We start from the raw sequence: 23,061 nt of genomic DNA, 5'->3' as shown, positions 1-23,061 counted from the left end.
TAGGCCCGATGACGATCGCCTGCCTGCTTGCGAATACGCTGACCGCCGCGTGCCGGGCGAATGGCCTGCCAGAACCCGAAGGCCTGACAGCATAATACCCGACACAAAGACCTATTTGGGTATGACCTGATTAGCCGGAGAGCCTGCGCGCTCTCCGGTTTTTTGTTCTCCAGGAATTATTAATACGTATGGGGACTTGTTAACTTGACCCAGCGTTAACCCGTGATAAGCCTTCTAATCCAAGTGGTTGTGAGGTTAGACTACCTTCCGTTTGATGTTTTTGGTGCAGGCTAAGAAGGTGTGTTGCTTGGTATGAAGTCCAAACTAAGTCCGATCATCTCGTTTTGCAGTCTTCAACGTGTAGTGGCCGGCCTAGTTTTTGTTCCATTGCTTGCCTATTCGTTCGCACCCTTTCGAGACATGACACTGTCATATTCACAGCGGTTGTTGTTCTGGACTGGTGTAATGCTACTGGCGCTGGTTGCAACATGGGCTGCGGGGCAACTTGTGCGCACAAAACTGAGTTTATCGGGATCGTTGTTCCGGGATTTTGCTTTTGCTGCGTTGATCCTGTTGTTGTTTGCCCCCTCTTTGTGGTTTCTGACGTGGATTCTGTTCTCATTGAATGGACGGATGGCTCCAGACCTGTTGAAGGTCGTCCCTTATGGGCTTCTGTTTGCAACGGGGCTATTACTTGTTCGTCAATGGGGCGATCCAGATGAAGCAGTGGAAGAACCTCGACCACGGCTCTGCCATCGATTGCCAACTGGTTTCGAGGGGGAGATCTACCGGCTGACCGTGCGTGATCACAGCGTCGATGTCGTGACCTCAGAAGGGATATTTACCATCCGCTCGCGATTTACAGATGCGATAGCTGAGATGGAGCCGGTTCCTGGGCATTGTACACATCGATCACATTGGGTGGTGGATTCCACAATTGTTGGGGTCAAGAAAGAGGCGGGGAAAACCTACCTGCGTTTGAGGAACGGCGACCAAGTACCTGTTAGCCGGAAATACAAGCAGCATCTTGTGGATGACGGGCTGTTATAAGGGTCATCGCGGCATTGGAATTTTCTGGGGCTGATTCCCAGTCAAGATTGCCCGGGCATCGGAGCCCATGATCCTTGTCAGTGTTTGGTCTGTGCTGCGCAACCCGCCGGTATAGATCCCATAGGCGGGCAGGATTAGTCGGGCATGATCCAAAAGGAACGCAGGCCGAGAGATCGAGCGCCCCCGAATATTCAAACTTGCCTTGGGATGATAGTGGCCGGAAATCTCAGCCATTGCATCTGGTTGGGCTATATGGCGAAAAGTGAGGCCGCTGCAAATCCATTCGGATAAATGCGTACCACCAATTTCAACCGGACCGGGGTCATGATTGCCTTCGATCCAGATCCAGTTCCGACCTGCTTGCAACGTTGCAATCCGAAGCCTGTCCTGAGTTGTCAATGCAGTTGACGCGTCCAAGTCGTCAAAGCTGTCTCCCAGACAAATTACTGACGTGGCCTTTGTATGTGACAAGTCACCTCCCAGCCGTGTCAAAGTCTCGCGTGTATCATAAGGGGGGAGCGAAGAACCGCCCCTTCGAGCGATGCGTTCCGACTTGCCCAGATGCAGATCAGATACGCAAAGCAGGCGTTGATCGGGCCACCAAAGCGCCCCGGAACCTAGTGCGCGCAGTTGGTGACCCGCAAAGGAAAACTCGACGTTGTTCATGGTCCGTTCTTTGCCTGTTTCGACGGACGGCGCAAGAGGATTCACGGTGATTGCATCCCTGCAGCTTGCAGCAAGCGGGCACTCTCTTCGGCCAGAAGGCGTTCTTCTGCCTCACCTTTGACTGGCACTTTTCCCATTTCCAAAAAGAGCGGCGCAGCCAATGGAGAAACGCGATCCAGCCGCCGAAGATCGATGCGGCCATTGATCCGCGCGACCATCGCTTCGATCCGCCCGAAATCAACCAATCCGCGCATGGCTTCTTCGCGGGTGATCTGCATCAAAAGATGGTCGGGGTCGTATTTCAGCAGAGTGTCATACAAGATGTCTGACGAAAACGTCGCTTGCCGTCCGCTTTTGCGCTGCCCTCCGGTATTGCGTTCGATCAGACCTGCGATTGTGGCCGAGGCGCGGAACGTGCGCTTCATCACGGCATTGCCTGCCAACCACGTTTCCAGCCCTTCGCGCAGCGCATCAATCTGAAACAATGGGCGTGGATCGGTTACCGCATCCAGGCCCCAGATCAAGGTGGCATAGTCGGTAGCGACAAAGCCCAGTGGGGCAAGGCCGGTCTCTTCCATACGTTTGGTTAGTAACAAGCCCAGGGTCTGCTGCGCATTTCGGCCTGCAAAGCCATAGACACAGATATGTTCACGCCCATTGTCGGGGAAGCTTTCGATCAATAGTCGATCGCGCTGCGGTAGGCGCGAGACCTCGCGTTGCAACGCCAGCCAATCGGCGGTGTGGGCGGGCAAGTGTGGCCAGTCAGATTGCGCGAACATACGCAGAATGCGGTCGCTAAGCTGCGTAGATGTGGCGAATTTTGTGCCAGAGAAGGTTGCGATCTTGGGTTTCTTATCGGCACGGCGGCTGACCTCAACCACCATTTCACGCAGCCCTTCGTAACGGACGATCTGGCCGCCGATCAGAAATGTGTCACCGGGGGTGAGCGAGGCAGCAAACCCTTCTTCCACCTCGCCAAGTGGCTTGCCACCGCGATTTCGTTTCAACCGTACCTTCAGCGTGTCAGTGTCCTGAATTGTGCCCAGATTCATTCGGATACGCTGCGCTGCTCGTGGATCACGCAATTGCCAGCGCCCATCTGATCGCTGCTGCAACCGCTGCCAGCGGTCATAGGCGCGCAGGGCGTACCCGCCGGTGGCGCAGAAATCCAGACAGGCATCAAATTCGGGTCTGCTGAGGCCGGCATAGGGCCCCGCCGAGGTCAGCGCGGTGTAGAGCGCATCGGCCTCGAACGGTCCGGCTGCAGCGGCGATCAGGATATGCTGACATAGCACATCCCGAGGGCCCGCGCCGCGAGGATCACCGTCCAGGTCATGTTCTTGCACCGCATGCAGTGCGGCCACACATTCGACCACTTCAAACCGGTTGGCAGGTACCAACAGCGCCTTCGATGGGGCATTATAACGATGGTTTGCCCGTCCGATCCGCTGCACCAGCCGTTTGACGTTCTTTGGCGCGCCAATTTGGATCACCAGATCCACATCCCCCCAGTCGATTCCCAGATCGAGGCTGCCCGTGCAGACAATGGCCCGCAGATCACCGCGTACCATTGCGCCCTCAACCCTTTCGCGTTGCTGCCGGTCCAGACTGCCGTGATGGATACCGATTGGCAGACTTTCATCATTTGCCAGCCAGAGATTATGAAAGAATATTTCGGCCTGAGCGCGCGTGTTGTGGAAGATCAGTGTGGTTTTATGCTGCCGAACCTGCTCCAGAACCGCCGGAATGGCATAGGCGGCGCCTCCACCAGACCAGGGGGGCATTTCATTGGTTTCAAGCATCGCGATATCGGGATCTGGGCCGGGATCGGCCTGAATTATTCTGCATGGATCAGGATGCCGCGCCAGAAACTGCGCAATGCCTTCTGGGTCTTCCACAGTCGCAGACAGGCCGACACGGCGCAAATCGGGGCAGAGCGCTTGCAACTGTGCCAGTGCAAGCATCAATTGATCGCCCCGCTTGCTTTCCGCCAAAGCGTGAATCTCATCAACGATGATGCGCTGGACTCCCTCAAACATACGCGGCGCGTCTTCGTAGGAGGTGAGTAACGCCAAGCTTTCTGGTGTTGTCAGTAGGATATGTGGAGGATCAACACGCTGGCGTTTCTTTTGCGTGGCCGACGTATCGCCAGTGCGGTCTTCGATCCGTATAGGCAAGCCGATCTCTTCCACCGGGGCACGCAGATTGCGGCGGATATCAGCGGCCAGCGCCTTGAGTGGTGAGACATAGATCGTATGCAGCCCATCATGCGCGCCGTCGGCCAGTTCGGACAGGGACGGCATGAACCCGGCCATCGTCTTGCCCCCGCCTGTCGGGGCAATCAACAGCGTCGCCGGCTCCTGTGCCTGGTCGAACATGTCTTGTTGATGCGGGTGGATCGACCAGCCTTTGGCGGCAAACCAATCGCTAATCCGGGCGGGAATCTGCGTCATGGCCGCAGATTAACCGCCCGGGTTCAGAAGGACAGGGGGTTAGTGAACGATCTTTTCTTCCTTGACGAACATGTTCGCCCAGGCACGGTCGATCAAGTCGGGGCTCATCTGATAGGGGATGCCTTCGAACTCGCAGATCGAGATCATCTGATCGATCAGGAAGATCGGTTGATAATTCGCGTATATGTTCTGGATTGTCGGGTATTTGACCTTCAGCAGATGTACCAGAGCCGCTTCGTCCAAAGGCATCCCGCGTTTGCGGGCGACCATGGCAAAGATCTTAAGGAAGTTCTCTTGGTTCGGACCATCAATTTTGATCTTGAAGAAGATCCGGCGCAGAGCCGCTTGGTCGAAGATTTCATTCGGATGGAAGTTGGTTGAAAAGATGACCAGAGTATCGAAGGGCACTTCGAACTTCTCACCTGATTGCAGGCCGAGGATATCCTTGCTTTCTTCCAGCGGAACGATCCAGCGGTTGATCAGGGCCTGAGGGGGTTCGGCCTGACGCCCAAGGTCGTCCACGATGAAAATGCCTCCGGTCGATTTCAACTGCAGCGGTGCCTGATAGGTCCGGGCAGTGGGGTTGTAAACAAGGTCCAACATGCTTAGCGACAGTTCACCGCCGGTTACCACGGTCGGGCGCTCGCATTGCACATAACGCGTATCGAACCGTTTCCGGCGGCGCAAACTGTTGGGATCGTCCTCTTCCTGTTCAATCGCGGTGTGAACAATCGGATCGTATACGGTGATCACCTGCCCCGAATATTCGATGGCGCGCGGGACATAGACATTGTCACCCAGCGCGTCCCGAATTCCGTTCGAGATTGAGGACTTACCATTGCCCGGAGGGCCATACATCAGGATCGAGCGACCGGCGCTGACAGCAGGACCCAAGTGATCCAGCAGGCTGTCGGGTAGAACCAGATGACCCATAGCACCAGTCAATTGATCACGGGTGACCTGAATGTTGCGGATCGACTGACGCTTGACCTGTTCGCGATAGACGTCCAGTGGCACCGGCATCGCGCCGAAATACTCCGATTGGCTAAGCGCGTCTAAGGCACGGGCCTTTCCTGAATCGGTTAACTGATACCCCATCTCGTTGCCCGAGTTGGCGTTCAGTGTGCCTGTCGCCTCCATCAGTTTCTGTTCCCGTGCGATATCGATCAGTTCCTGCGTCACCGAGCCGGGCAGGCATACCGCCGCGGCAACCTCGCTTACCGTATCCACGTTTTTGCGAAAGATCGTTTTCAGCAGAATGTCACGCATCATCACCAGCGGAAGCTGCATTTCAGCCAACCCCTTAGGGGCAGGGGGGGCCATAACGGAGGACGTCTGCATGTTCATAAGCGGGACTCGTCTGTCAATTATCACACCAAAGGCCCCATGCAGGGCCGTTTAGGGAAAATTTGACGCGTCTTTGTGGCAGGACCAAGGCGCGGGCAAGGCGCGGTCATGATTGTTCACGAACCGTGGATTATGCCCAAAATCAGGTAAGCCACGAGGCTACCTGCAAGCGTCAGACCCATTGGAAACTGTTTACCGCGATCCCAACTGTCCCAATGCGGAGCTATCTGGCGCAGTCGGGTGTGTTTCGCTAACCGGTGGGAACAAAAAGCCCCTAGCAGCGTGGCAGACAGAATTATGAAAACCCACATGAAATCACTGGCCCAGACAAAAGCAGCGGCGGCAGCGCAGAATTTGGCGTCGCCAGCTCCCATAATTCCAGCCGCATTCAATATGATGCCGACGATCAGTACAACGACTATGTGAAGCAGCTGCCAGGCGTATAAAGGCAGCTTGACAGTGACCGGACCAAACGTGCCGGGTAGCCATTCGCCCGACCACGGTGGCAAAACGAAAAGGCCGACAACGAGATAAACCACCAACAGTGCCATGACCGCATGGTTCTTGATCCGCATCTCACGCATATCGGTGAAGGCAACGTAGAAACAGATCGGCAGGACAAATGGTAAGAACAACGCTGCCGCTGCCGCTGGTATGTGCATGGATCAGGCGTCCTCGAGTGCCCGAAGCGAGCGAACGGCTTCGTCATAATGCTGGGGATGCGTGGCGATTGCCTCGCGATACAGGTTCTTGGCGAGGTTTACATCGCCTTGTTTAACTGCCGAAATAGCCATCGTATTCAGCAACATCGCCCGTTCGGTCTGAGACATCGGGACAACCGGAACGCTGTAATTACCTTGTGCACTGCGCGCCAGAACCAGATTGTTCTTCGCGGTAAATAGCGCATTGTCCTGTTGAATGGCTTCGGTGAACAGACGTTCAGCTTCGGCATATTGCCCGCGTGCCATTTTGGAGTAGCCCCAGTTATTCATGACACCCGCCGGTCGCGTAGTCAGGCCAACTGCGGTTTCATAATAATGGTCTGAGCGTTTCCAGTCTTTTCTGGAGTCTGCCACCAGCGCCTCAAGCCGATAGCGCTTGAACGTCTCATAAGTGGGTGGGATTTTGTCGAGTGTTGCCTTTGCACCGTCCCAATTTCCGCTACGCACTTGCGCATCCGCATATTCAACCCGGTCGGCGTTGTTTGCACCTTTCATCCCGAGCACACGTTTCCATGCCGCTGACGCTTCGGTGCTGCGCTTGGCGCGGGTCAGGGTAATCGCAAGACCACGCTGAAGATCGATCCGGTCCGGGTTCTTGGCGGCCGCACCCTGAAAATAAGTGACGGCTTCATTTGGATCAGCTGCATTCAGCATCACGTCGTTCAGGTTGGTCTCGTCAATAACGTTTACTTCCTGAAATGTACGTTCGACTTTTTCCTCTTCGGTTTCTTTTGCGCAAGCGGTCAAAACCAGCCCGCACGCAAGCATCGTCGGAATCAAAAAGGGATGGCGCATTTTTGCGTCCTTTACTGCTCTGCCTCTATTGCTGGTTTTTTGCGCAGAACGAATTGCCCGTCGCCGCGCTGCTCCAGCTCAAATTCTTGTTCTTGTGGGGTATTATTAGCAGGATTTTCCATTTTTGCGAGTGCTAACCGCAAATTGTCACGGATTGCGTCACTTTCGCCATTGTCTAACGCAAAAGCACGGCGGAAAACCTGTGCTGCTTCGGCGTATTCGCCCGTCTCCATCAGGAACACGCCAAGATTATTCCAGGCGACCGGCCAATCGGGATCATCCTCCACTGCTCGGCGCAGCAGGGGTTCGGCTTGTCCGATCCGGCGTAAGCCCAGATTGGCGGTGCCGAGCGATGTCAGGATCTCGGGTGTCATACCCTCTGTCAGCGCCGCCCGGGTGAAGGATTCCATCGCAAGCTCGTATTCGCCTGCCGCCATTAGGCGATTGCCGATAGCGATTTCATCCACAACCGGGCCATCGGGGTCAACCCCAGGCGCAAATGGATCGTCCGGAGAACGCGTTTCAGTGCAAGAGGCCACCATGGCAATAACCATGGCGGCCCTAATGAGATGACGCAGGTGCAAACCGAAAGGCTTGAGAACCTTCTCACGCAGAAGCTGAGCGTTATTGGCTTCCAAACTCCATGATACCTTTTGCCGAAGGGCCAACAAGAATGACCAGAAGGGGGGGGACGGTCAGCATCATTGTGGCGAGTGTCATTTTGGTTGGCAACTTGTTCGCGGCTTCTTCGGCGCGCATAACGCGCTTGTCTCGCATTTCGTCGGCGTAAACCCGCAGAGCTTCCGCGATCGAAGTACCAAAGGTGGCTGACTGGATCATAACAGTCACAAATGCGCTAACGTCCTGAACTCCGCAACGGGAGGCAAAATCGCGCAGGACCGTATCCTTTTCTTTACCAGCCTTCATTTCATAGGCGACGACTTCAAATTCAAGCGCAATGTCGGGATAGGAGGCTTTCATTTCCGCTGCGACCCGAACGATGGCTTGATCAAGCGATTGGCCGGCTTCGACGCAAACAAGCATCAGGTCAAGCGTGTCCGGGAAACCGTTGACGATGGCCTCCTTCCGTTCCTCTACGCGTCGTGTGATCCAGTACTTGGGTATAAAGTATCCGACCAGTCCAGGCCCCAAAACGCGAATTAGGAGTTGAGTAGAGTCAAACTCCTGATCACCTGCGAAAACCGTGACCAGTGAGATACCGATCAGAATTCCGACAATCCCCAACGCAAACTGCGAAAAATGATAGAAGCGGACGGCATCTTTTGACTGATAGCCCGCTTGGCGCAGCTTGAGCTGAACGGCGGAATATTCTTCCTCGTCCTTGGGCTCGAGGAAATTGGCAAATTTTTCAAGCTGCTCGTTGCGGCTGGCGTTTCTCAGGCGTTCTTTCTTTTTTTTCTTGTTCTTCTTAGGGGGCGAGTTTGAACGCTGTAGTTTCTTTAGTGGGTCTTCCGGCTGATTCAGCATCAGAGGAATTGTGACAAGGATCATGAACATTCCCAGAATGCCCACGACAATGAGGGGGCCGAATTCACCCAGATGCGTTTTCAGCAATTCGTTAATTTGGCTAAGGAATTCCATTTCGACTCCTTTAAACCTTAATATCTGTCAGGATTTTCATAACGATCAGATTCAAAGTCAGCATGATGCCGACAAAAAAGCAGGCAGGGATGAAGAACGGATGATCCATCACAGAATCGTAATAGTGTGGATCCTTGACCAGAATGAACATGAGGCATGCAAGAGGGAAGCCGGACAGGAACTTTCCTGACCATTTTGCCTCAGCGGTAATCGCATTCACCCGACGGAACAAGCGGAACCGGGCCCGGATCACTTTCGCAAGGCCGGCGAGAATATCAGCAAGGTTACCCCCGGACTGCTGCTGAATGGAAACCGCCACGGCTAGGAAGCGCAAATCCTGCATATCCAGCCGTTCTGCCATGTCCTTAAGCGCTTCACCCACTTCCCGGCCATAAGCAGATTCATCCGAGATGATGCCAAATTCCGTCGCAAGCGGGTCCTCCACTTCGCTGGCAACGATCTGGATCGATGAAACAAACGGGTTGCCGACCCGAAGCGATCGCACCATCAGTTCAACCGCATCCGGTAATTGTTCTTCGATCAAAGCCATGCGTTTCTTGGCCTTGTTGCTGACCCAAGTGTAGACAGCACCAATACCGATGGCACCCGAAAGCGCGATCCGCAATGTCATTTCGGTCGCCGTGGCCACGCTGAGGGCCATGAAGACCAAACCAGAAACCAGCGCCATGATCATAATCAGCTGTCTGGGCGAGAAGGCGATTGCGGCTTTTTGGGCTTTGTCTGCAAGAAGCGAATAGAGCGGGATGCTCTGCGACTTCATATGCTGCTGCATTTCCTTGCGCAGTTGTTCCAGCACCTGTTCGCGACCGACACCCTTGTCGATCATATCCAGCCTGCGATTGACACGGCTGTTCAGACTGATCGATTTTCCAAAGGCGACAAGATAGATACCTTCGACCAGGGCGAAAACCCCGACGAAAATCACGACATAGATGAGCGCCTCGACAGGCAGTTGCATATCTTGGTTCTCCTACATCGTGGTCGGGTCGTAGATCGAAGCGGGTAGATCGAAACCCCACAGGCGGAACCGCTCTGAAAAGTTGCTCCGGACGCCTGTCGCAGTGAAATGACCGATGATCTTGTTGTCGGGGGTCAAGCCAACGCGTTGAAATTTAAAGAGTTCCTGTAAGGAAATCACGTCACCTTCCATCCCAGTAATCTCAGTGATGGAAGTCATGCGACGTGAACCGTCCTGTAGACGGCTGGCTTGAACAATCAGGTTCACAGCCGATGAGATCTGGCTGCGGACTGCTTTGATCGGCATTTCGATTCCAGCCATCGCGATCATGTTCTCAAGACGTGAGATACCGTCACGAGCAGAGTTGGCGTGGATCGTGGTCATTGATCCGTCGTGGCCTGTGTTCATGGCCTGCAACATGTCGATCACCTCGGCACCACGCGTCTCGCCCACGATGATGCGGTCAGGGCGCATACGTAGGGCGTTTTTTAGACAGTCCCGCGGGCTGACCTCACCTTTGCCTTCCACGTTGGGCGGGCGGCTTTCCATCCGGCCCACATGGGTCTGTTGTAGCTGAAGCTCCGCCGTATCCTCGATGGTTAGGATGCGTTCGGCGTCGTCGATAAAGCTGGACAGCGCGTTGAGCGTTGTCGTCTTACCGGAACCCGTACCACCTGAAACGATGATATTCAGGCGCGTTGAAACCGCGGCCTGCAAATAGGCGGCCATTTCTTCCGTGAAGGCGCCAAAATTGACAAGATCGTCAATGCCCAGCTTGTCCTTCTTGAACTTACGAATCGAAACCAGCGAGCCATCAACTGCAATCGGCGGCACCATTGCGTTGAAACGCGAGCCGTCTGCCAAACGGGCGTCAACGTAAGGGTTGGATTCATCGACACGACGGCCAACAGCAGACACGATCTTGTCGATGATCCGCATCAGGTGCTTTTCATCCTTGAAAGTGATGTCGCTGATTTCCAGTTTGCCCGCTCGCTCGACGAAAATCTGCTGAGGGCCGTTTACCAGAATATCGTTGACCGTATCGTCCTGCAGCAAGGTTTCCAGCGGCCCCAGGCCGGTGACTTCATCATAAAGTTCCTTGTTGAGCTGAGTGCGGTCCTCACGGTTCAAGACAATATTGCGCGATTCCAGAACTTCGCTTGAAATTGCACTAATCTCAGCCCGTAACTCGGCCTCTGCTGCTTTCTCAAGCGCCGCAAGGTTTAGGTTTTCAAGCAGTTCACGGTGCAGTTCCAGCTTGATCTCACCCAAACGCTCTTTGCGCTTGCGCTCTTTGTCGTTGACGGTGACCTCCGCCGCCTTTTTTTGCACCGGCTTGCGTACAACATTGGTCGAGGCCGCCGCCGCCGCGGCTGGCGTTGCGGCCTCAGCTTTTTCAGGCGCCGGGGTTTGAACCGGCTGCGCCGAAGGCTGTTTTTTATATCTTGAAAACACGGCAGCTCCCCTTTGAATTATGCGGCTTCAGCGTCGCTGCTGCCCAGGCTATGAAGCGATTGAGCAAGTTTGGCGATCTCGCGACGTAGCGGATTCTTGGCCGCCGAGTTTGCCAATGGCAGGCCGTGATCACCGCTTTGCATGACTGCCTTGCCACCATCAGGTAGAAGCAAGTCGATCGAAATGCCCAGGCTTTCGCCCATACGTTTGACCCGGCCTTTTCCGTTGAGGTCGGTGAATTTCGGTGCCCTGTTCATGGCAAACCGCAACTTGTTAAAAGGCAGTTCTTCGGCTTGCAAAGCCCGTTTCAGGCGCAACGCATTCTGAGCCGACCGCATATCAAGTTCGATCAAAGCAAAATAGACGTGCGCCGCCTGCAGCACCGTTTCAGACCAGTGAACCAGTGTTTTGGGCATGTCGATCACGACGTAGTCGAAGTGGCTGCGTGCTGTATCGATCACTCGCTGGATATCCTCAGGGTTGATAATATCCAGTGGAACCATATCGGACGGAGCGGTTAGGACCTGCAGCTTGTCTTCGAATGTTTGCAGGGCTTGCCCGAAGGATTCCTCGTCCATGGAATCAGTGTCCGAGAGCATTTCGAATACAGCTTCGTGGCGCGGAAGGTCCAAAAACGTAGAAACGCTTCCATATTGAAGATCCAGATCAATCAGGCACACTTTGGGTGCTTCCTTGGCTGAAACTGTAGCCAGTTCCCACGCAAGGTTTACGGCCATCGTTGTAGAGCCGACCCCGCCTGCGAGCCCCTGGACCACGAACAGCGCGCCCTCTTTCGACGCACCATTGGCCAGCGGCACTGCTGCGGCTTGTGGTGCTGTGACCGGGTCGGGCTTGTTCATCCGGTCAATCGCTTCCTGAAGTTCGTTTTCGGGAAGCGGGTAGGGGACAAACTCATCAGCGCCCTTACGCAAAAGCTGATGCAGGGAAGCCGGAGTCACATCTTCTGCGATCAAAACAACCTTTATGCCCTTTTCCTTGGCACGCGTGATGATTTCACCCATCATGGTCAGGTTGTCTTCGTCATCACCATCCAGCGCGAGGGCAACAAACTGAAGCGATTCTGCTTCGGGCTGGCTAAAGAACGCGAGCGCCTCGGCAAACCCCAGATCCCCCCAGCGTTCTCCTAGCGCGGCTTCCATATCTTCGATCAACAGATCGAAATTCTGGACATCACGGCTAATCGTGCAGGCCAGAATGGCGTCGTTTTCATCTTGCGGCGTCGCGCTCGTCATAAACACAATCCTCGTCGAGAGGGCTGAGCAAACCTGATGAACGCGTGAAAGGTCAGTTCTAGCTTGCTGTCGCCCGATGCGGTCAATTTTGGCCGCAGGTCACCCTATTGTTCACAATGTTGCTTGGAAGTGGGGCGAGAATTGGGCGCAAAAGAACCAATTGTAGGGAAATGGGCGACAATGCCGCCCATTTCTTAGGTATTATTATTCACCGGATTCGCCTTCACCGATTTGGATGAAGCTGACCGGGGCCGCGCTTGAGATATACTCGCGGTAGATAACGTCAGCGTATTTCCCATCCAGGATATTCTTGTGACTATCAACAAATCCTGAAACCTCGGTAACCGTCCTACGGTTACGACGATCCCGATCCGGAGTCGCCACAAGAGGGCGGGATTTCCCAAACGAAACAACCGCTTCCAGTCGTGATCGCGAGATCCCTTGCCGCGTTAGGAATGCCACCGCCGCATTGGCACGGCGTTGCCCCAGACGGTTGTTATAAGCAGTTGAACCTACAGCGTCGGTGTGACCGTAAACACGGAACCGCGCTTCGGGGAACTGTTTGATCCATGCGGCTTGCTGCAGCAGAATCTTCTGCGCTGATGCATCCAGCTGTGCGCTATCAAACGCAAAGTTGATCTGCGTCGGAACCTCTGCGGCGAATCTCTGAGCCAGGATCTGGCCATACGTCAACTCGCCATTCATGACCTGAATGTTATTCAGCGTCGCGTTTCCGAAAGTGCCCTGATCGATTTCATACCCAGCTTCGCGAGTACAGCCAGCGACAGCAACCGAAAGGCCCAGTGTTAAGATCCACTTTTCCATTGGTCCTATCCTCCTATCAATCCAGAACATAGCCATAGGAGGCGCCAAAGTCCTGCTTGGCCACTTCCGATGCAGCACCGCTTCCGGCTCGTTCAGTCCGGGCGACTTTGCCATTCATAAACAGATCGAACTCGCTGGGTGGTTTGACCCGGTCAGTTGGCAGGGCAAGCGCCTCACCACGAGTGGGCGAAACCAGATGTGCGGTAACAATGATGATCAGTTCGCTTTGTTCGCGCTGATATTGTGCGCTGCGGAAAAGAGCACCCAGAACCGGCACATCACCCAACCACGGAACCTGACTGTTCAGATCTGTGAAGTCATCCTGGATCAAACCAGCAATTGCAAAGCTTTCACCATCATTCAACTCGATCGTCGTGCGTGTGGTACGCGAGATGAAGCTCGGGACGTTGTCGCCGTTGATCGTGAAATCGGAACTCTGATCGATTGACGATACGGATGCGCCCATTTCCAGATTGATGCGGTCGCCGTCCACGACACGAGGAACGAACAAGAGCTGAACGCCGAAGGCTCGATACTCGATCGCAACCACGCCGTCACCTTGCGGAACAGGGATCGGCACTTCGCCACCGGCCAAAAATTCAGCCTCTTGTCCGGATAGTGCCGAGAGGTTCGGTTCGGCCAAACTGCGGACTAAGCCTTTGGTTTCAAGCGCTTCCAGTAGCAGACGAACCTGCGTCGAGCCTGCGCCGAACCCAAACAAGATAGCACCCGTATTGGTTTGCACGAACGGGATGTTATTCGCCAACGCGTTGTTAAGTGCAGCTTGGTTGTTCAAGCTGTTGAAGCCGCCGGTCGCGTCTCCACCGCCAAAGCCCAGAGATGCCGACAGGCTCTTCGCTACCGAACGGTTCATTTCGGCGAATCGCACTTTCAGCATGACTTGCTGTACGCCACCAACATTCATCAAGTTCGATACACGTTCAGGCGCGTAGCGCTCGGCGAGTTCAAGAGCACGTGCCAGTCTTGCACTACTTGATACCGTACCGGATAGAACAATACCGTCATTTGCGGTCCGTACTTCGATCGGCTCATTTGGCAGAATCTGACGCAGCCGCTCTTTGAACTCAGAGACATCTGGCGAAACGCGCACACGCACGTTTGTGATCAGATTCCCAGCGCCATCGAACATCGTCAGCGTGGTTATGCCGGGTGCACGACCCAATACATATATTGTCCGGTCGGACAGAGTAGAAATGTCTGCAATGCCTGCGTTGGCAATGCTGATATCGGCAAAGGGTTGTTCACTCTCCACCACAATTGCGCGGTTAACAGGAACATCCAGCGATTCAGCTGTCCCCTTTTTCACCACGCGAAGATTTTGGGCCCACGCGGCATCGCCGATTGGGCTCACAACAAGCGACAACCCCAGCAGGGTTGCGCTGATCCAGGAACGTATTGTCATGTGACCTGCCTCTCCGATCACCACTCGATTTTTTATGGGTCTAATGCCCTATGATCTGAACCCTGCGCCAATTCCGGATTTATTGCAATAATCAATGGTTTCTGGAATTTTCCTTATGTGGGTTTCTCGCAACAACACCATGAAAAAGACCGCGCAAAATGTGCGGTCTGTGGGTCGTTAACGGTTTGAATTTTCGTTAGTTTGTACAGGGAATTGGTGTCTCGACAGTTTCGCCGCCACGACGGGTTCGGATTGTACAAACCTTCTTTTCAACCACTACCGGTGCGGGTGCTCGTTCTTGAATTCCCAATAGTGATTGCTGGTCTACTTCAACCACTTCGGCGACTTCATCATCCTGCGCGCCCACTAGCGCCAGAGACATACGGCCGGTGTTTTGTGCCTGTGCCAAAGCCGCAATTTGTTGTGAGGTCGCCGCTACGGTCACAGTGCGGGCAATCGTGGTCCCTGTGACATCTGAACCCGCAATCTGGTCAACTGCGACCAGTTCAATATTTGTCAGAACCAGTCGGGTGATCTCGCCGCGTCCAGCATCAGTTGTACCGCGCAGCGATCCCGTCCAATAGACGTCCACTGTGTCACCAGGGCGCAAGAAGCCCGAAACGCCGGAGGCAACATCGACGCTGATTGCGAACGCACGCATGCCCTTGGGCAATTGCGACCTTAAGCCCGCTGTTTCGCCCGGATTGGTAACTTTGACCTCCATGATGGCTTCGTCTTTTTCCATCGACCGAAGCACATATCGTTCGTTGTTCTTGATATCAGGAAATAATACTGCCGCATCAACGAAAGCGCCCTCGGGAATTGCTGATTCGGGCCACTGGACAACGCGGATATCGTCCTGGTTCAGCCGCTCGCCATACTTAAGAGACCGGTTGGAGACCAGGACTCCGACTGTTGGCACAACGCCTGCTTTAGCATTTGCCAAAGCCTCTTCACGCAGTTTTCGCTCCTGCGCAAGTTTAGCCTGATTCTCGGTAATATATTCGCGTGCCATATAGACAGCACCACCGGCCAAGGCGATCCCGATGATAAGAACAAGTCCAAAAACAGCTCGCATTTGTCCCTCGTCATGTTTCGTTCAAGTAAGTCTCGCGGCTAACTTTGTCGCGATGGTTCAGCGGCTACCCTAGGAGGTAATTGTGTCCAAAAATGGGACAATCCCCACATTTTTCGGAGCAGTATCAAGATCCGTCAAGGAAGCCAGTATATTGGTTTAGTCAAAACTAATTTGCTGGACCTGAATCGACGAGAGGGCTTGCCCGGTTTGCTCGTCGACACTTTGGATGCCTTCGTTCAGGAGCACGTACATCATCCCGGCAATGCCTACGATCGCGGCCGTTAGTACAACCCAATCTACCGTAACAGCGCCGTCTTCTTCGCTAATAAAAATTTTGATTGTGCTAAACATTGTACGTTACCGAGGTAAGGAACTTTTGCAAAAGGGGCCACGTCTTTTGATAAGACATGGCCCCCACATTACACACCAGAGTGTGATGCTAATTAGTTGGTGTTTGGCGTAGTAACGGTAATACCGGACAGCGCGCTGTCGATGTTGCCCGCCAGTGTGCTGGCACCGCTACTAACCTGATTGTAAGCGATGGCTGCCAGCGCAACAACGGCTGCGGTTAGAACAACCCAGTCTACTGTTACGGCGCCGTCTTCGTCTTTGCGGAAGTTCTTGATGAACTTGATCATGTTACGTCCCTCCTAAAGGATCAAATAAGTAATTAACCTCGGCGTCTTCCAGAGCATTCTCTCTCAGTCCGCTCCCGATCGTCTCGGCATGGGTCTATGTTTGACCTTTGCGCGTGGCAGGAATTGGGCCAAACCAATATTTTTTGGATAAATGCTTAAGATTTTATTCGTAGTTATTGTAACATATTGATTGTTAATAGAAATTACCTCACCTTTTTTCGTGCATAGAGGATTGGGCGATGCAAAATAGCGGCAAATGAGGCGAAATTGCCCCATTTCGCTTTGTTTTTCTGGCGTTGCAGGCCGTTATAGGGTTCAAAATGCTTCAAAAGATAAGAAATCGAGGCAGGCAAATGTATTTCCGGGACGCAATCTTTTGCGCTGGTGCAGTCGCATTCCTATTGACGGGTGCAATTTCGGTATCCGCGACTGAGATCGAGCCGCGCGGGGTTTATAAGCGCATCAAAGCCCCCAAACCTGGCACGCGTCCGCGTGTGACCATTCAAATTACCCCAGAACAACACGCGGCGTCGCCTTCGGCACCCAGCACTGGGGCAAAGCTGGATGTGCCCGAGGTTACGACCCCTGCACCCGTCCCGCCGTCGAATCCTCCGAAGATCGCAGGAACGACCGAGCCGGTAGGGACCTATGAGGCTTTCTGGAGCCGAATCTCACCCGAACTGCAACAGGCAAGCGCAGGAAGGCTCGCAGAAGCTGTTCAGGCATTGTCTGCGACCGACGTAGCGGCCCCGCGCCTTCAAACGCTTCAGGATATCGCAGACGCGCGCGGCGTGGACATCCTGCGCTCGACTGTGGGCACAAATGTCTCGCCTGCGCTTGTGCTGGCGGTAATCTCGGTGGAATCGGCCGGGAAAACACAAGCCGTTAGTTCCGCCGGCGCTCAGGGGTTGATGCAACTCATGCCAGCCACAGCCGAACGCTTCGGTGTCGAAGACAGCCTCAAACCGGAACAGAACATAGAAGGTGGGGTCAAATACCTTCACTGGCTGATGGAGGAATTCGATAACGACCCGATCCTCGTTCTCGCGGGTTATAATGCAGGCGAGGGGGCCGTGCATAAACACAGCGGTGTGCCACCTTATGCTGAAACCAGAGATTACGTGCCCAAGGTCCTTGCCGCGTTTCAGGTCGCAAGCGCGCTTTGCACGTCAGCACCGCAATTCGTATCGGACCCCTGCGTCTTTCAGGCTGCCAATTAAAAACAGGCCCGCGTCATTGCGGGCCTTTTGCTTTTTGGAGGAGCGATGTCAGTCGACAATCGTTGCTTGGGTCGCCGCCCTCATATCCGCATCGCTGACACCATCGGCAAGTTCAACGATCTTCAGGCCACCTTCGACCACATCGAGGACGCCCAGATTGGTGATGATCCGATCCACAACGCCCTGCCCGGTTAGTGGCAAAGTACATTCCTTCAGCACTTTCGAATCACCATGCTTGTTGGTGTGGTCCATCACAACGATAACGCGGCCCACACCGGCCACCAGATCCATCGCTCCGCCCATGCCTTTGACCAGCTTGCCGGGAATCATCCAGTTGGCCAGATCGCCTTTCTCGTCGACTTCCATTGCACCCAGGATAGCAGCCGCGATTTTGCCGCCGCGGATCATGGCAAACGAAGTTGCGCTATCGAAGTAAGACGTTCGAGACAGTTCGGTGATCGTCTGCTTGCCGGCGTTTATCAGGTCTGCATCCTCTTCACCCTCAAACGGGAAGGGGCCCATGCCCAGCATACCGTTCTCGGACTGCAGGGTGATGTCCTTGTCACCTACATAGTTCGCCACCAGCGTCGGAATGCCGATCCCGAGGTTTACATACATGCCGTCTTCAAGCTCTTCAGCCGCGCGCGCGGCCATCTGATTACGGTCCCAGGGCATTATGCGTCCTCCTTCTTGCGGGTGGTGCGCTGTTCAATGCGCTTTTCGTGGCTGCCTTGAATGATACGGTGCACATAGATGCCGGGCAGGTGGATGCTGTCAGGGTCTAGCGAGCCGCGCGGAACGATTTCTTCAACCTCAGCCACACAGATCTTGCCGCAGGTTGCGGCGGGGACGTTGAAGTTGCGGGCGGTCTTGCGGAACACAAGGTTCCCAGTGTCATCGGCTTTCCACGCCTTAACGATCGCGAGGTCGGCGAAGATGCCTTCCTCCATGATATAGGTCTCGCCGTTGAAGTCTTTGTGCTCTTTTCCGTCCGCGATCACCGTCCCTACGCCCGTCTTGGTATAGAACCCGGGGATGCCAGCACCACCGGCGCGCATTCGCTCGGCCAGTGTGCCTTGTGGGTTGAATTCCAGCTCCAGCTCTCCACTCAGATACTGGCGCATGAACTCCGCGTTCTCACCGACATATGAGCTGATCATTTTCTTGACCTGCTTGGTCTGCAGCAGAATGCCGATGCCGAAATCATCAACGCCTGCGTTGTTCGAAGCAAAGGTCAGGTCCTTCGCGCCCGACGCTTTGATCGCCTCAAGCAGCATCTCTGGGATACCGCACAGACCGAAGCCGCCCGCCGCGATCAACATGCCATCCGAGATCACCCCATCGAGCGCCTCTTCGGCATTGGCATAGATTTTCTTCATGGAAAACTCCCCCAATGACATGGTGTTGGGCCGAGTTGTGCCGCCACGTCACGGGGAAGTCAACGAATCCAAGGGTCAGGTGGTATTTCTACCTAACCTGCCTTTTTGGTGGTTTTCTTGGCAGCTGCTTTCTTCTTGGGCGCCGCCTTCTTCTTAGTACCCTTCTTGGCCGCACGCTCATTGACCAGTTCAATGGCCATTTCCTGCGTTACATCTTCGGGCTTGATATCTTTGGGGATGGTCGCGTTGACCTTTTCCCATTTCACGTAAGGCCCGTAACGCCCGTCCAGAATCTGCATCATGCCACCATCCGGATGTTCGCCCACTTCTTTCAGCGGTTTCGCGGCCTGTCCGCGCCGTCCCGGATTAGCCCGTTTTTCGGCCAGCATTTCGACCGCCCGGTTCATGCCGATTTCAAACACGTCATTTGGGTCTTTGACATTGACGTAGACGGGTTTGGCCTCCTCCGGCAGCTGGTGCATGATATATGGGCCAAACCGCCCAAAATTCGAGCTGATCATGCCACCCTCGGGATGTTCGCCGATCTGGCGCGGCAAAGACAACAAAGTCAGCGCCTTTTCCAGATTCATGTCATCTTTGTTCCAGCCACGGGGCAAGGAGGCGCGAGGCGGCTTCTTGTTCTCGGGCGTGGGTTCCCCGCGTTGGACGTAGGGCCCAAACCGACCGGATTTTAGCCAGATCTCATCGCCCGCATCCTCGCCTAGCAAACGTTCATCACCTTCCGCACCTTCGCCAGCGATCGGACGGGTATAGGTACATTCCGGGTAATTGCCGCAGCCCACGAATCCGCCGGTACGCGACGTTTTGAGGTGCAACTGGCCCACACCGCATTTCGGACAAATACGCGGATCGGATCCGTCTTCTCGCGGGGGATACAGCTGGGGCGCCAACGCCTCATCCAGCTTGTCCAGCACTTCTGATATGCGCAGTTCCGAAGTCTCACCAATTGCAGCCGAGAAATCTCGCCAGAACTTACCGAGCAGATCCTTGTAGTCACGGTCCCCAGCGCTGACGTCATCGAGCTCTTCCTCGAGGTTGGCCGTAAACTCATAGCCCACATACTGGCGGAAGAAGTTCAGCAGAAAGATCGTGACGATCCGCCCCTTTTCTTCGGGGATCAGGCGGTTCTTGTCTTTGCGTACATATTCCCGATCCTGAATCGTGGTGACGATCGAAGCATAAGTCGATGGTCGTCCGATCCCCAGTTCTTCCATCCGCTTGACAAGCGTCGCCTCGGTATAGCGTGGCGGCGGTTGAGTGTGGTGTTGCAGCGCGAGCACGGCCTCGTTGTCGGACAGAATCGCGGCTTTGTCCGAGTTGCTGGTGGCCTTGATGAACTGATCCCGCAATGATGTCTTGGCAAAGCGCGCTGGATCGCCTTGCATGATCTGAGGCAAGCGCTTGTCATCGTCATCAACAACGTCATCTCGGCCTTCTTCATAGACACGCATGAAACCATCAAACAAGATTACCTGACCGGTGGCGCGCAAGCCGACTTGGCCGTCATCACTGCCGATTTCGACTGTCGTGCGCTCCAGTCGTGCCGCAGCCATCTGACAGGCAATGGTGCGCTTCCAGATCAGGTCGTACAGTTTACGCTGATCTTCATCCGTCACTTTCAGCGCTTTGGCATCACGCGACATATCCGTCGGGCGGATACATTCGTGCGCTTCCTGTGCGTTCTTGGCCTTGTTTTTATACATGCGCGGGCTGTCCGGCACATATTCGGGGCCATATCGATCCGAGATGGCATCACGCGTGGCGGCGACAGCTTCGGGCGCCATGTCGATACCGTCAGTCCGCATATAGGTAATGTAGCCCGCCTCATACAGCCGTTGCGCCACCTGCATTGCATGGCGCGCACCCATTCCAAATTTACGACTGGCTTCCTGCTGCAGGGTTGAGGTCATGAACGGGGCACTTGGGTTACGTGCGGCAGGCTTGGCCTCGACTGAGGTGACACTCAGCGCCCGGCTGGTAATCGCCTGTACAGCCAGCTCGGCCTGCGTGGCGTTAGTCAGATCGTGTTTGTCGAGCTTTTTGCCGGCCAGAGTAACAAGACGGGCTTCATAGGTCTGGCCGCGTGGTGTTTCGAACAAGGCCCTTACGGACCAATATTCAACAGGCTTGAATGCCTCAATCTCCATCTCGCGTTCGACGATCAGTCGCAGACAGACCGATTGTACGCGGCCAGCAGACTTTGCGCCCGGCAGTTTGCGCCATAAAACGGGCGATAGGTTGAAGCCCACCAGATAGTCCAGCGCACGGCGGGCCAGATAGGCCTCAACCAGCGGCATATCGACCTCGCGCGGGTTCTGCATCGCTTCGGTCACGGCGTCCTTGGTGATCGCGTTGAACGTCACGCGGCTGACCGGCGTGTCCTTCTTGATCGAACGCCGCTTGGTGAGCGCTTCTTGCAAGTGCCAACTGATCGCTTCGCCCTCGCGGTCAGGGTCAGTTGCGAGGATCAAAGCGTTGTCTTCTTTGAGAGCGTCGGCGATCGCTTTGACATGCTTGCGGCTGTCGTTGCCCACCTCCCATTTCATTGAAAATTCATGCTCGGGATCGACCGAACCATCCTTCGGCGGCAGGTCACGGACGTGGCCATATGAGGCCAAAACAGTGTAGTCGGGGCCAAGATACTTATTGATCGTTTTTGCTTTGGCCGGAGATTCTACAACAACTACGGGCATTTAAAGGGAATCCTCACTCGACGGATTTTGCGCTTTGTATGACCGTGCAAAATGTGTGGGGCAAGATCGAATTGTCAATGCGTTCGTTTTCCGCGCCCAAAGCCACTGATTTTCAAGCCGATTCTGGCAGTTTGCACCGTGTAATCAGTCGCTGGTCCCAAAATCTCTGCTTTTCGGATATTAGGCGCTAAGGGCCAAAAGCCCGCCCGGTTGCCGCTGAATCTTACCATCAAGTTCCAGATCGACCAGCACTGGGCCTATTTCGCCAGCGGATGCGTCGACATCCCGAATCAACTGGTCCTCGGCAATTGGAGATGGACCAAGGCAACTGAGAATCACGTCGTGTAGTGCGCGTGGGGCATTTTCGGATTGTGCGGTCTCCAGTCCGATAGGCGGGATTTGTTGGGGCAGTATCTGATGCTGCTGCGTCGGCAATGCGTCAATCACATCTTCAGCGGAGCGTACCAATGTCGCGCCGTCCCGGATCAGCAGGTTGCACCCCGCCGCCCTTGCGTCGAACGGGTGCCCAGGGACGGCCAGAACTTCTCGTCCCTGGTCTAGCGCGTCTCGTGCGGTGATCAGGCTGCCTGATTTGGCTGCAGCTTCGACCACGACAACAGCCTGTGCCAGACCTGAAATAATGCGATTGCGGCGCGGGAAATGCCGGGCCTGTGGCGTAGTGCCCATCGGTTGCTCGGACAGGCGCAGGCCGGTTTTTGCGATGTCGCGCGCCAGATCAGAATTCTCGGCTGGATAAATCACATCGACTCCACCAGCCATCACCGCCACAGTTCCTGTCTCCAAAGTGGCAATATGGGCCGAAGTATCAATACCGCGGGCCAGTCCCGAGACGACGACGTAGTCTTTCTTGCCCAACTCAGAGGCCAACGCCCGTGCCATGCGGGCACCCAGTGAAGAACAGTTCCGTGCCCCGACCATAGCGATCGCCTGTCGATTCAGAATCGTCGGATCACCAATCGCCCAAAGCATTGGAGGTGCGTCAGAAATGTCGATCAGTGCATCGGGATAGTCAGCGGCCCCAAGGCACAAAAGCCGCGCTTTGGCTGCTTTTGCGGCCCTGAGCTCCGCCTCGATCACGCCGGGGGGGCAGATTTCGTACCCTTCAATTCCGGCTGCGCGCGCCATTTCCGGCAGCGCGGCCAGCGCATTCTGCGCCGAGCCATGTTCGCGCAATAGGCGCCGAAACGTCGCCGGTCCAACTTTGCGTGAACGCAACAGGCGGAGCCACGAAAACCGGTCCTCTTCCGTGGTGGGTGGGAGTGGGGGGTGATTGGAAGAAAGCTGCTCTTCGGTCATCCGATGCTCCGCCTGATTGCAAAACTGGTTTACGGTGCAGCGGGTTAACAGCCTGTAAATCTTGGATAATTAGAACTGAATTATTCGGATTTTGAAATTAGATGTCACGCTATACATATGAAAATAAAGCAAAAATTTGCATGAA

The 23,061-nt window shown here is 54.9% G+C and carries 21 protein-coding genes and 1 pseudogene; 3 read left to right on the top strand and 19 right to left on the bottom strand.

Going from position 1 to position 23,061, the window contains the following annotated elements:
• Both ACR0KN_RS21045 and ACR0KN_RS21040 read left to right on the top strand, forming a co-directional pair.
• Positions 1–95, top strand: a pseudogene (locus ACR0KN_RS21045) (bifunctional methylenetetrahydrofolate dehydrogenase/methenyltetrahydrofolate cyclohydrolase); the annotation flags it as partial.
• A gap of 370 nt (positions 96–465) precedes the next feature.
• The gene (locus ACR0KN_RS21040) at positions 466–1,050 is read left to right on the top strand and encodes a LytTR family DNA-binding domain-containing protein (RefSeq protein ID WP_480656327.1); all 585 of its coding nucleotides are present in this window, start codon (positions 466–468) and stop codon (positions 1,048–1,050) included.
• 3 nt (positions 1,051–1,053) lie between these two features.
• Here the strand turns inward: ACR0KN_RS21040 and pdeM are convergent, their stop codons facing one another.
• From pdeM to ACR0KN_RS20965, 15 genes are all read right to left on the bottom strand, one after another.
• Positions 1,054–1,716 (bottom strand): ligase-associated DNA damage response endonuclease PdeM, encoded by a 663-nt coding sequence (gene pdeM / locus ACR0KN_RS21035; RefSeq protein ID WP_480656325.1) that lies wholly within the window; start codon positions 1,714–1,716, stop codon positions 1,054–1,056.
• A gap of 41 nt (positions 1,717–1,757) precedes the next feature.
• Complete coding sequence (locus ACR0KN_RS21030; RefSeq protein ID WP_480656323.1) at positions 1,758–4,169, bottom strand: ligase-associated DNA damage response DEXH box helicase; 2,412 nt, start codon at positions 4,167–4,169, stop codon at positions 1,758–1,760.
• A gap of 39 nt (positions 4,170–4,208) precedes the next feature.
• The gene (locus ACR0KN_RS21025; RefSeq protein ID WP_170541630.1) at positions 4,209–5,516 is read right to left on the bottom strand and encodes an ATPase; all 1,308 of its coding nucleotides are present in this window, start codon (positions 5,514–5,516) and stop codon (positions 4,209–4,211) included.
• A 116-nt stretch (positions 5,517–5,632) separates the two neighbouring features.
• On the bottom strand, positions 5,633–6,178 hold the full coding sequence (locus ACR0KN_RS21020; protein WP_480656321.1) for a prepilin peptidase: 546 nt from the start codon (positions 6,176–6,178) through the stop codon (positions 5,633–5,635).
• Between the two features lie 3 nt (positions 6,179–6,181).
• Positions 6,182–7,033: a tetratricopeptide repeat protein gene (locus ACR0KN_RS21015; protein WP_170541627.1), complete on the bottom strand. Its 852-nt coding sequence runs from the start codon at positions 7,031–7,033 to the stop codon at positions 6,182–6,184.
• An 11-nt stretch (positions 7,034–7,044) separates the two neighbouring features.
• Positions 7,045–7,587, bottom strand: a complete 543-nt coding sequence (locus ACR0KN_RS21010) for a tetratricopeptide repeat protein (protein WP_480656318.1) — start codon at positions 7,585–7,587, stop codon at positions 7,045–7,047.
• A 70-nt stretch (positions 7,588–7,657) separates the two neighbouring features.
• Complete coding sequence (locus ACR0KN_RS21005; RefSeq protein WP_480656316.1) at positions 7,658–8,635, bottom strand: type II secretion system F family protein; 978 nt, start codon at positions 8,633–8,635, stop codon at positions 7,658–7,660.
• A 10-nt stretch (positions 8,636–8,645) separates the two neighbouring features.
• Positions 8,646–9,614, bottom strand: a complete 969-nt coding sequence (locus ACR0KN_RS21000) for a type II secretion system F family protein (protein ID WP_480656314.1) — start codon at positions 9,612–9,614, stop codon at positions 8,646–8,648.
• 12 nt (positions 9,615–9,626) lie between these two features.
• Positions 9,627–11,069, bottom strand: a complete 1,443-nt coding sequence (locus ACR0KN_RS20995) for a TadA family conjugal transfer-associated ATPase (RefSeq protein ID WP_480656312.1) — start codon at positions 11,067–11,069, stop codon at positions 9,627–9,629.
• 17 nt (positions 11,070–11,086) lie between these two features.
• Complete coding sequence (locus ACR0KN_RS20990; RefSeq protein WP_170541618.1) at positions 11,087–12,322, bottom strand: AAA family ATPase; 1,236 nt, start codon at positions 12,320–12,322, stop codon at positions 11,087–11,089.
• Between the two features lie 204 nt (positions 12,323–12,526).
• Positions 12,527–13,147: an OmpA family protein gene (locus ACR0KN_RS20985; RefSeq protein ID WP_170473293.1), complete on the bottom strand. Its 621-nt coding sequence runs from the start codon at positions 13,145–13,147 to the stop codon at positions 12,527–12,529.
• A gap of 16 nt (positions 13,148–13,163) precedes the next feature.
• On the bottom strand, positions 13,164–14,570 hold the full coding sequence (locus ACR0KN_RS20980) for a type II and III secretion system protein family protein (protein ID WP_480656310.1): 1,407 nt from the start codon (positions 14,568–14,570) through the stop codon (positions 13,164–13,166).
• A 196-nt stretch (positions 14,571–14,766) separates the two neighbouring features.
• A complete protein-coding gene (gene cpaB / locus ACR0KN_RS20975) occupies positions 14,767–15,648 on the bottom strand; it encodes a Flp pilus assembly protein CpaB (protein ID WP_480656308.1) in 882 nt (293 codons plus the stop codon).
• 156 nt (positions 15,649–15,804) lie between these two features.
• Positions 15,805–15,999, bottom strand: coding sequence for a hypothetical protein (locus ACR0KN_RS20970; RefSeq protein ID WP_170541609.1), 195 nt, complete (start codon positions 15,997–15,999; stop codon positions 15,805–15,807).
• Between the two features lie 92 nt (positions 16,000–16,091).
• Complete coding sequence (locus tag ACR0KN_RS20965) at positions 16,092–16,286, bottom strand: hypothetical protein (protein ID WP_010441661.1); 195 nt, start codon at positions 16,284–16,286, stop codon at positions 16,092–16,094.
• Positions 16,287–16,639: 353 nt separating this feature from the next.
• On the opposite strand from ACR0KN_RS20965, the gene ACR0KN_RS20960 reads away from it, so the two are divergent.
• On the top strand, positions 16,640–17,506 hold the full coding sequence (locus ACR0KN_RS20960) for a lytic transglycosylase domain-containing protein (RefSeq protein ID WP_319545162.1): 867 nt from the start codon (positions 16,640–16,642) through the stop codon (positions 17,504–17,506).
• 48 nt (positions 17,507–17,554) lie between these two features.
• Here ACR0KN_RS20960 and ACR0KN_RS20955 read toward each other — a convergent pair whose 3' ends face one another.
• From ACR0KN_RS20955 to dprA, 4 genes are all read right to left on the bottom strand, one after another.
• Entirely contained in the window at positions 17,555–18,181 is a 627-nt protein-coding gene (locus ACR0KN_RS20955) for a 3-oxoacid CoA-transferase subunit B (RefSeq protein WP_010441664.1), read from the bottom strand.
• Positions 18,181–18,885: a CoA transferase subunit A gene (locus ACR0KN_RS20950; RefSeq protein WP_010441665.1), complete on the bottom strand. Its 705-nt coding sequence runs from the start codon at positions 18,883–18,885 to the stop codon at positions 18,181–18,183. The genes ACR0KN_RS20955 and ACR0KN_RS20950 overlap by 1 nt, the downstream gene beginning before the upstream one ends.
• 92 nt (positions 18,886–18,977) lie before the next feature.
• The gene (gene topA, locus ACR0KN_RS20945) at positions 18,978–21,599 is read right to left on the bottom strand and encodes a type I DNA topoisomerase (protein WP_480656304.1); all 2,622 of its coding nucleotides are present in this window, start codon (positions 21,597–21,599) and stop codon (positions 18,978–18,980) included.
• 180 nt (positions 21,600–21,779) lie between these two features.
• Positions 21,780–22,916: a DNA-processing protein DprA gene (gene dprA / locus ACR0KN_RS20940; protein WP_480656302.1), complete on the bottom strand. Its 1,137-nt coding sequence runs from the start codon at positions 22,914–22,916 to the stop codon at positions 21,780–21,782.
• Positions 22,917–23,061 lie beyond the last annotated feature (145 nt).

The organism is Ruegeria sp. AP7 (assembly GCF_056539905.1).
The sequence above is the reverse complement of the archived record's forward strand: the minus strand, read 5'-3'. Positions and strand labels throughout refer to the sequence as shown.

Bases quoted from the DNA above. Each gene is read 5' to 3' on its own strand.
- ACR0KN_RS21025 (WP_170541630.1), bottom strand. From the start codon at position 5,516: ATGAACATGCAGACGTCCTCCGTTATGGCCCCCCCTGCCCCTAAGGGG.
- ACR0KN_RS20980 (WP_480656310.1), bottom strand. From the start codon at position 14,570: ATGACAATACGTTCCTGGATCAGCGCAACCCTGCTGGGGTTGTCGCTT.
- ACR0KN_RS20950 (WP_010441665.1), bottom strand. From the start codon at position 18,885: ATGAAGAAAATCTATGCCAATGCCGAAGAGGCGCTCGATGGGGTGATC.
- dprA (WP_480656302.1), bottom strand. From the start codon at position 22,916: ATGACCGAAGAGCAGCTTTCTTCCAATCACCCCCCACTCCCACCCACC.
- ACR0KN_RS20970 (WP_170541609.1), bottom strand. From the start codon at position 15,999: ATGTTTAGCACAATCAAAATTTTTATTAGCGAAGAAGACGGCGCTGTT.
- cpaB (WP_480656308.1), bottom strand. From the start codon at position 15,648: ATGCGAGCTGTTTTTGGACTTGTTCTTATCATCGGGATCGCCTTGGCC.
- ACR0KN_RS20965 (WP_010441661.1), bottom strand. From the start codon at position 16,286: ATGATCAAGTTCATCAAGAACTTCCGCAAAGACGAAGACGGCGCCGTA.
- pdeM (WP_480656325.1), bottom strand. From the start codon at position 1,716: ATGAACAACGTCGAGTTTTCCTTTGCGGGTCACCAACTGCGCGCACTA.
- ACR0KN_RS21040 (WP_480656327.1), top strand. From the start codon at position 466: ATGCTACTGGCGCTGGTTGCAACATGGGCTGCGGGGCAACTTGTGCGC.
- ACR0KN_RS20990 (WP_170541618.1), bottom strand. From the start codon at position 12,322: ATGACGAGCGCGACGCCGCAAGATGAAAACGACGCCATTCTGGCCTGC.
- ACR0KN_RS21030 (WP_480656323.1), bottom strand. From the start codon at position 4,169: ATGACGCAGATTCCCGCCCGGATTAGCGATTGGTTTGCCGCCAAAGGC.
- ACR0KN_RS20960 (WP_319545162.1), top strand. From the start codon at position 16,640: ATGTATTTCCGGGACGCAATCTTTTGCGCTGGTGCAGTCGCATTCCTA.
- ACR0KN_RS20985 (WP_170473293.1), bottom strand. From the start codon at position 13,147: ATGGAAAAGTGGATCTTAACACTGGGCCTTTCGGTTGCTGTCGCTGGC.
- ACR0KN_RS21015 (WP_170541627.1), bottom strand. From the start codon at position 7,033: ATGCGCCATCCCTTTTTGATTCCGACGATGCTTGCGTGCGGGCTGGTT.
- ACR0KN_RS21005 (WP_480656316.1), bottom strand. From the start codon at position 8,635: ATGGAATTCCTTAGCCAAATTAACGAATTGCTGAAAACGCATCTGGGT.
- topA (WP_480656304.1), bottom strand. From the start codon at position 21,599: ATGCCCGTAGTTGTTGTAGAATCTCCGGCCAAAGCAAAAACGATCAAT.
- ACR0KN_RS21010 (WP_480656318.1), bottom strand. From the start codon at position 7,587: ATGGTTATTGCCATGGTGGCCTCTTGCACTGAAACGCGTTCTCCGGAC.
- ACR0KN_RS21020 (WP_480656321.1), bottom strand. From the start codon at position 6,178: ATGCACATACCAGCGGCAGCGGCAGCGTTGTTCTTACCATTTGTCCTG.
- ACR0KN_RS21000 (WP_480656314.1), bottom strand. From the start codon at position 9,614: ATGCAACTGCCTGTCGAGGCGCTCATCTATGTCGTGATTTTCGTCGGG.
- ACR0KN_RS20955 (WP_010441664.1), bottom strand. From the start codon at position 18,181: ATGCCCTGGGACCGTAATCAGATGGCCGCGCGCGCGGCTGAAGAGCTT.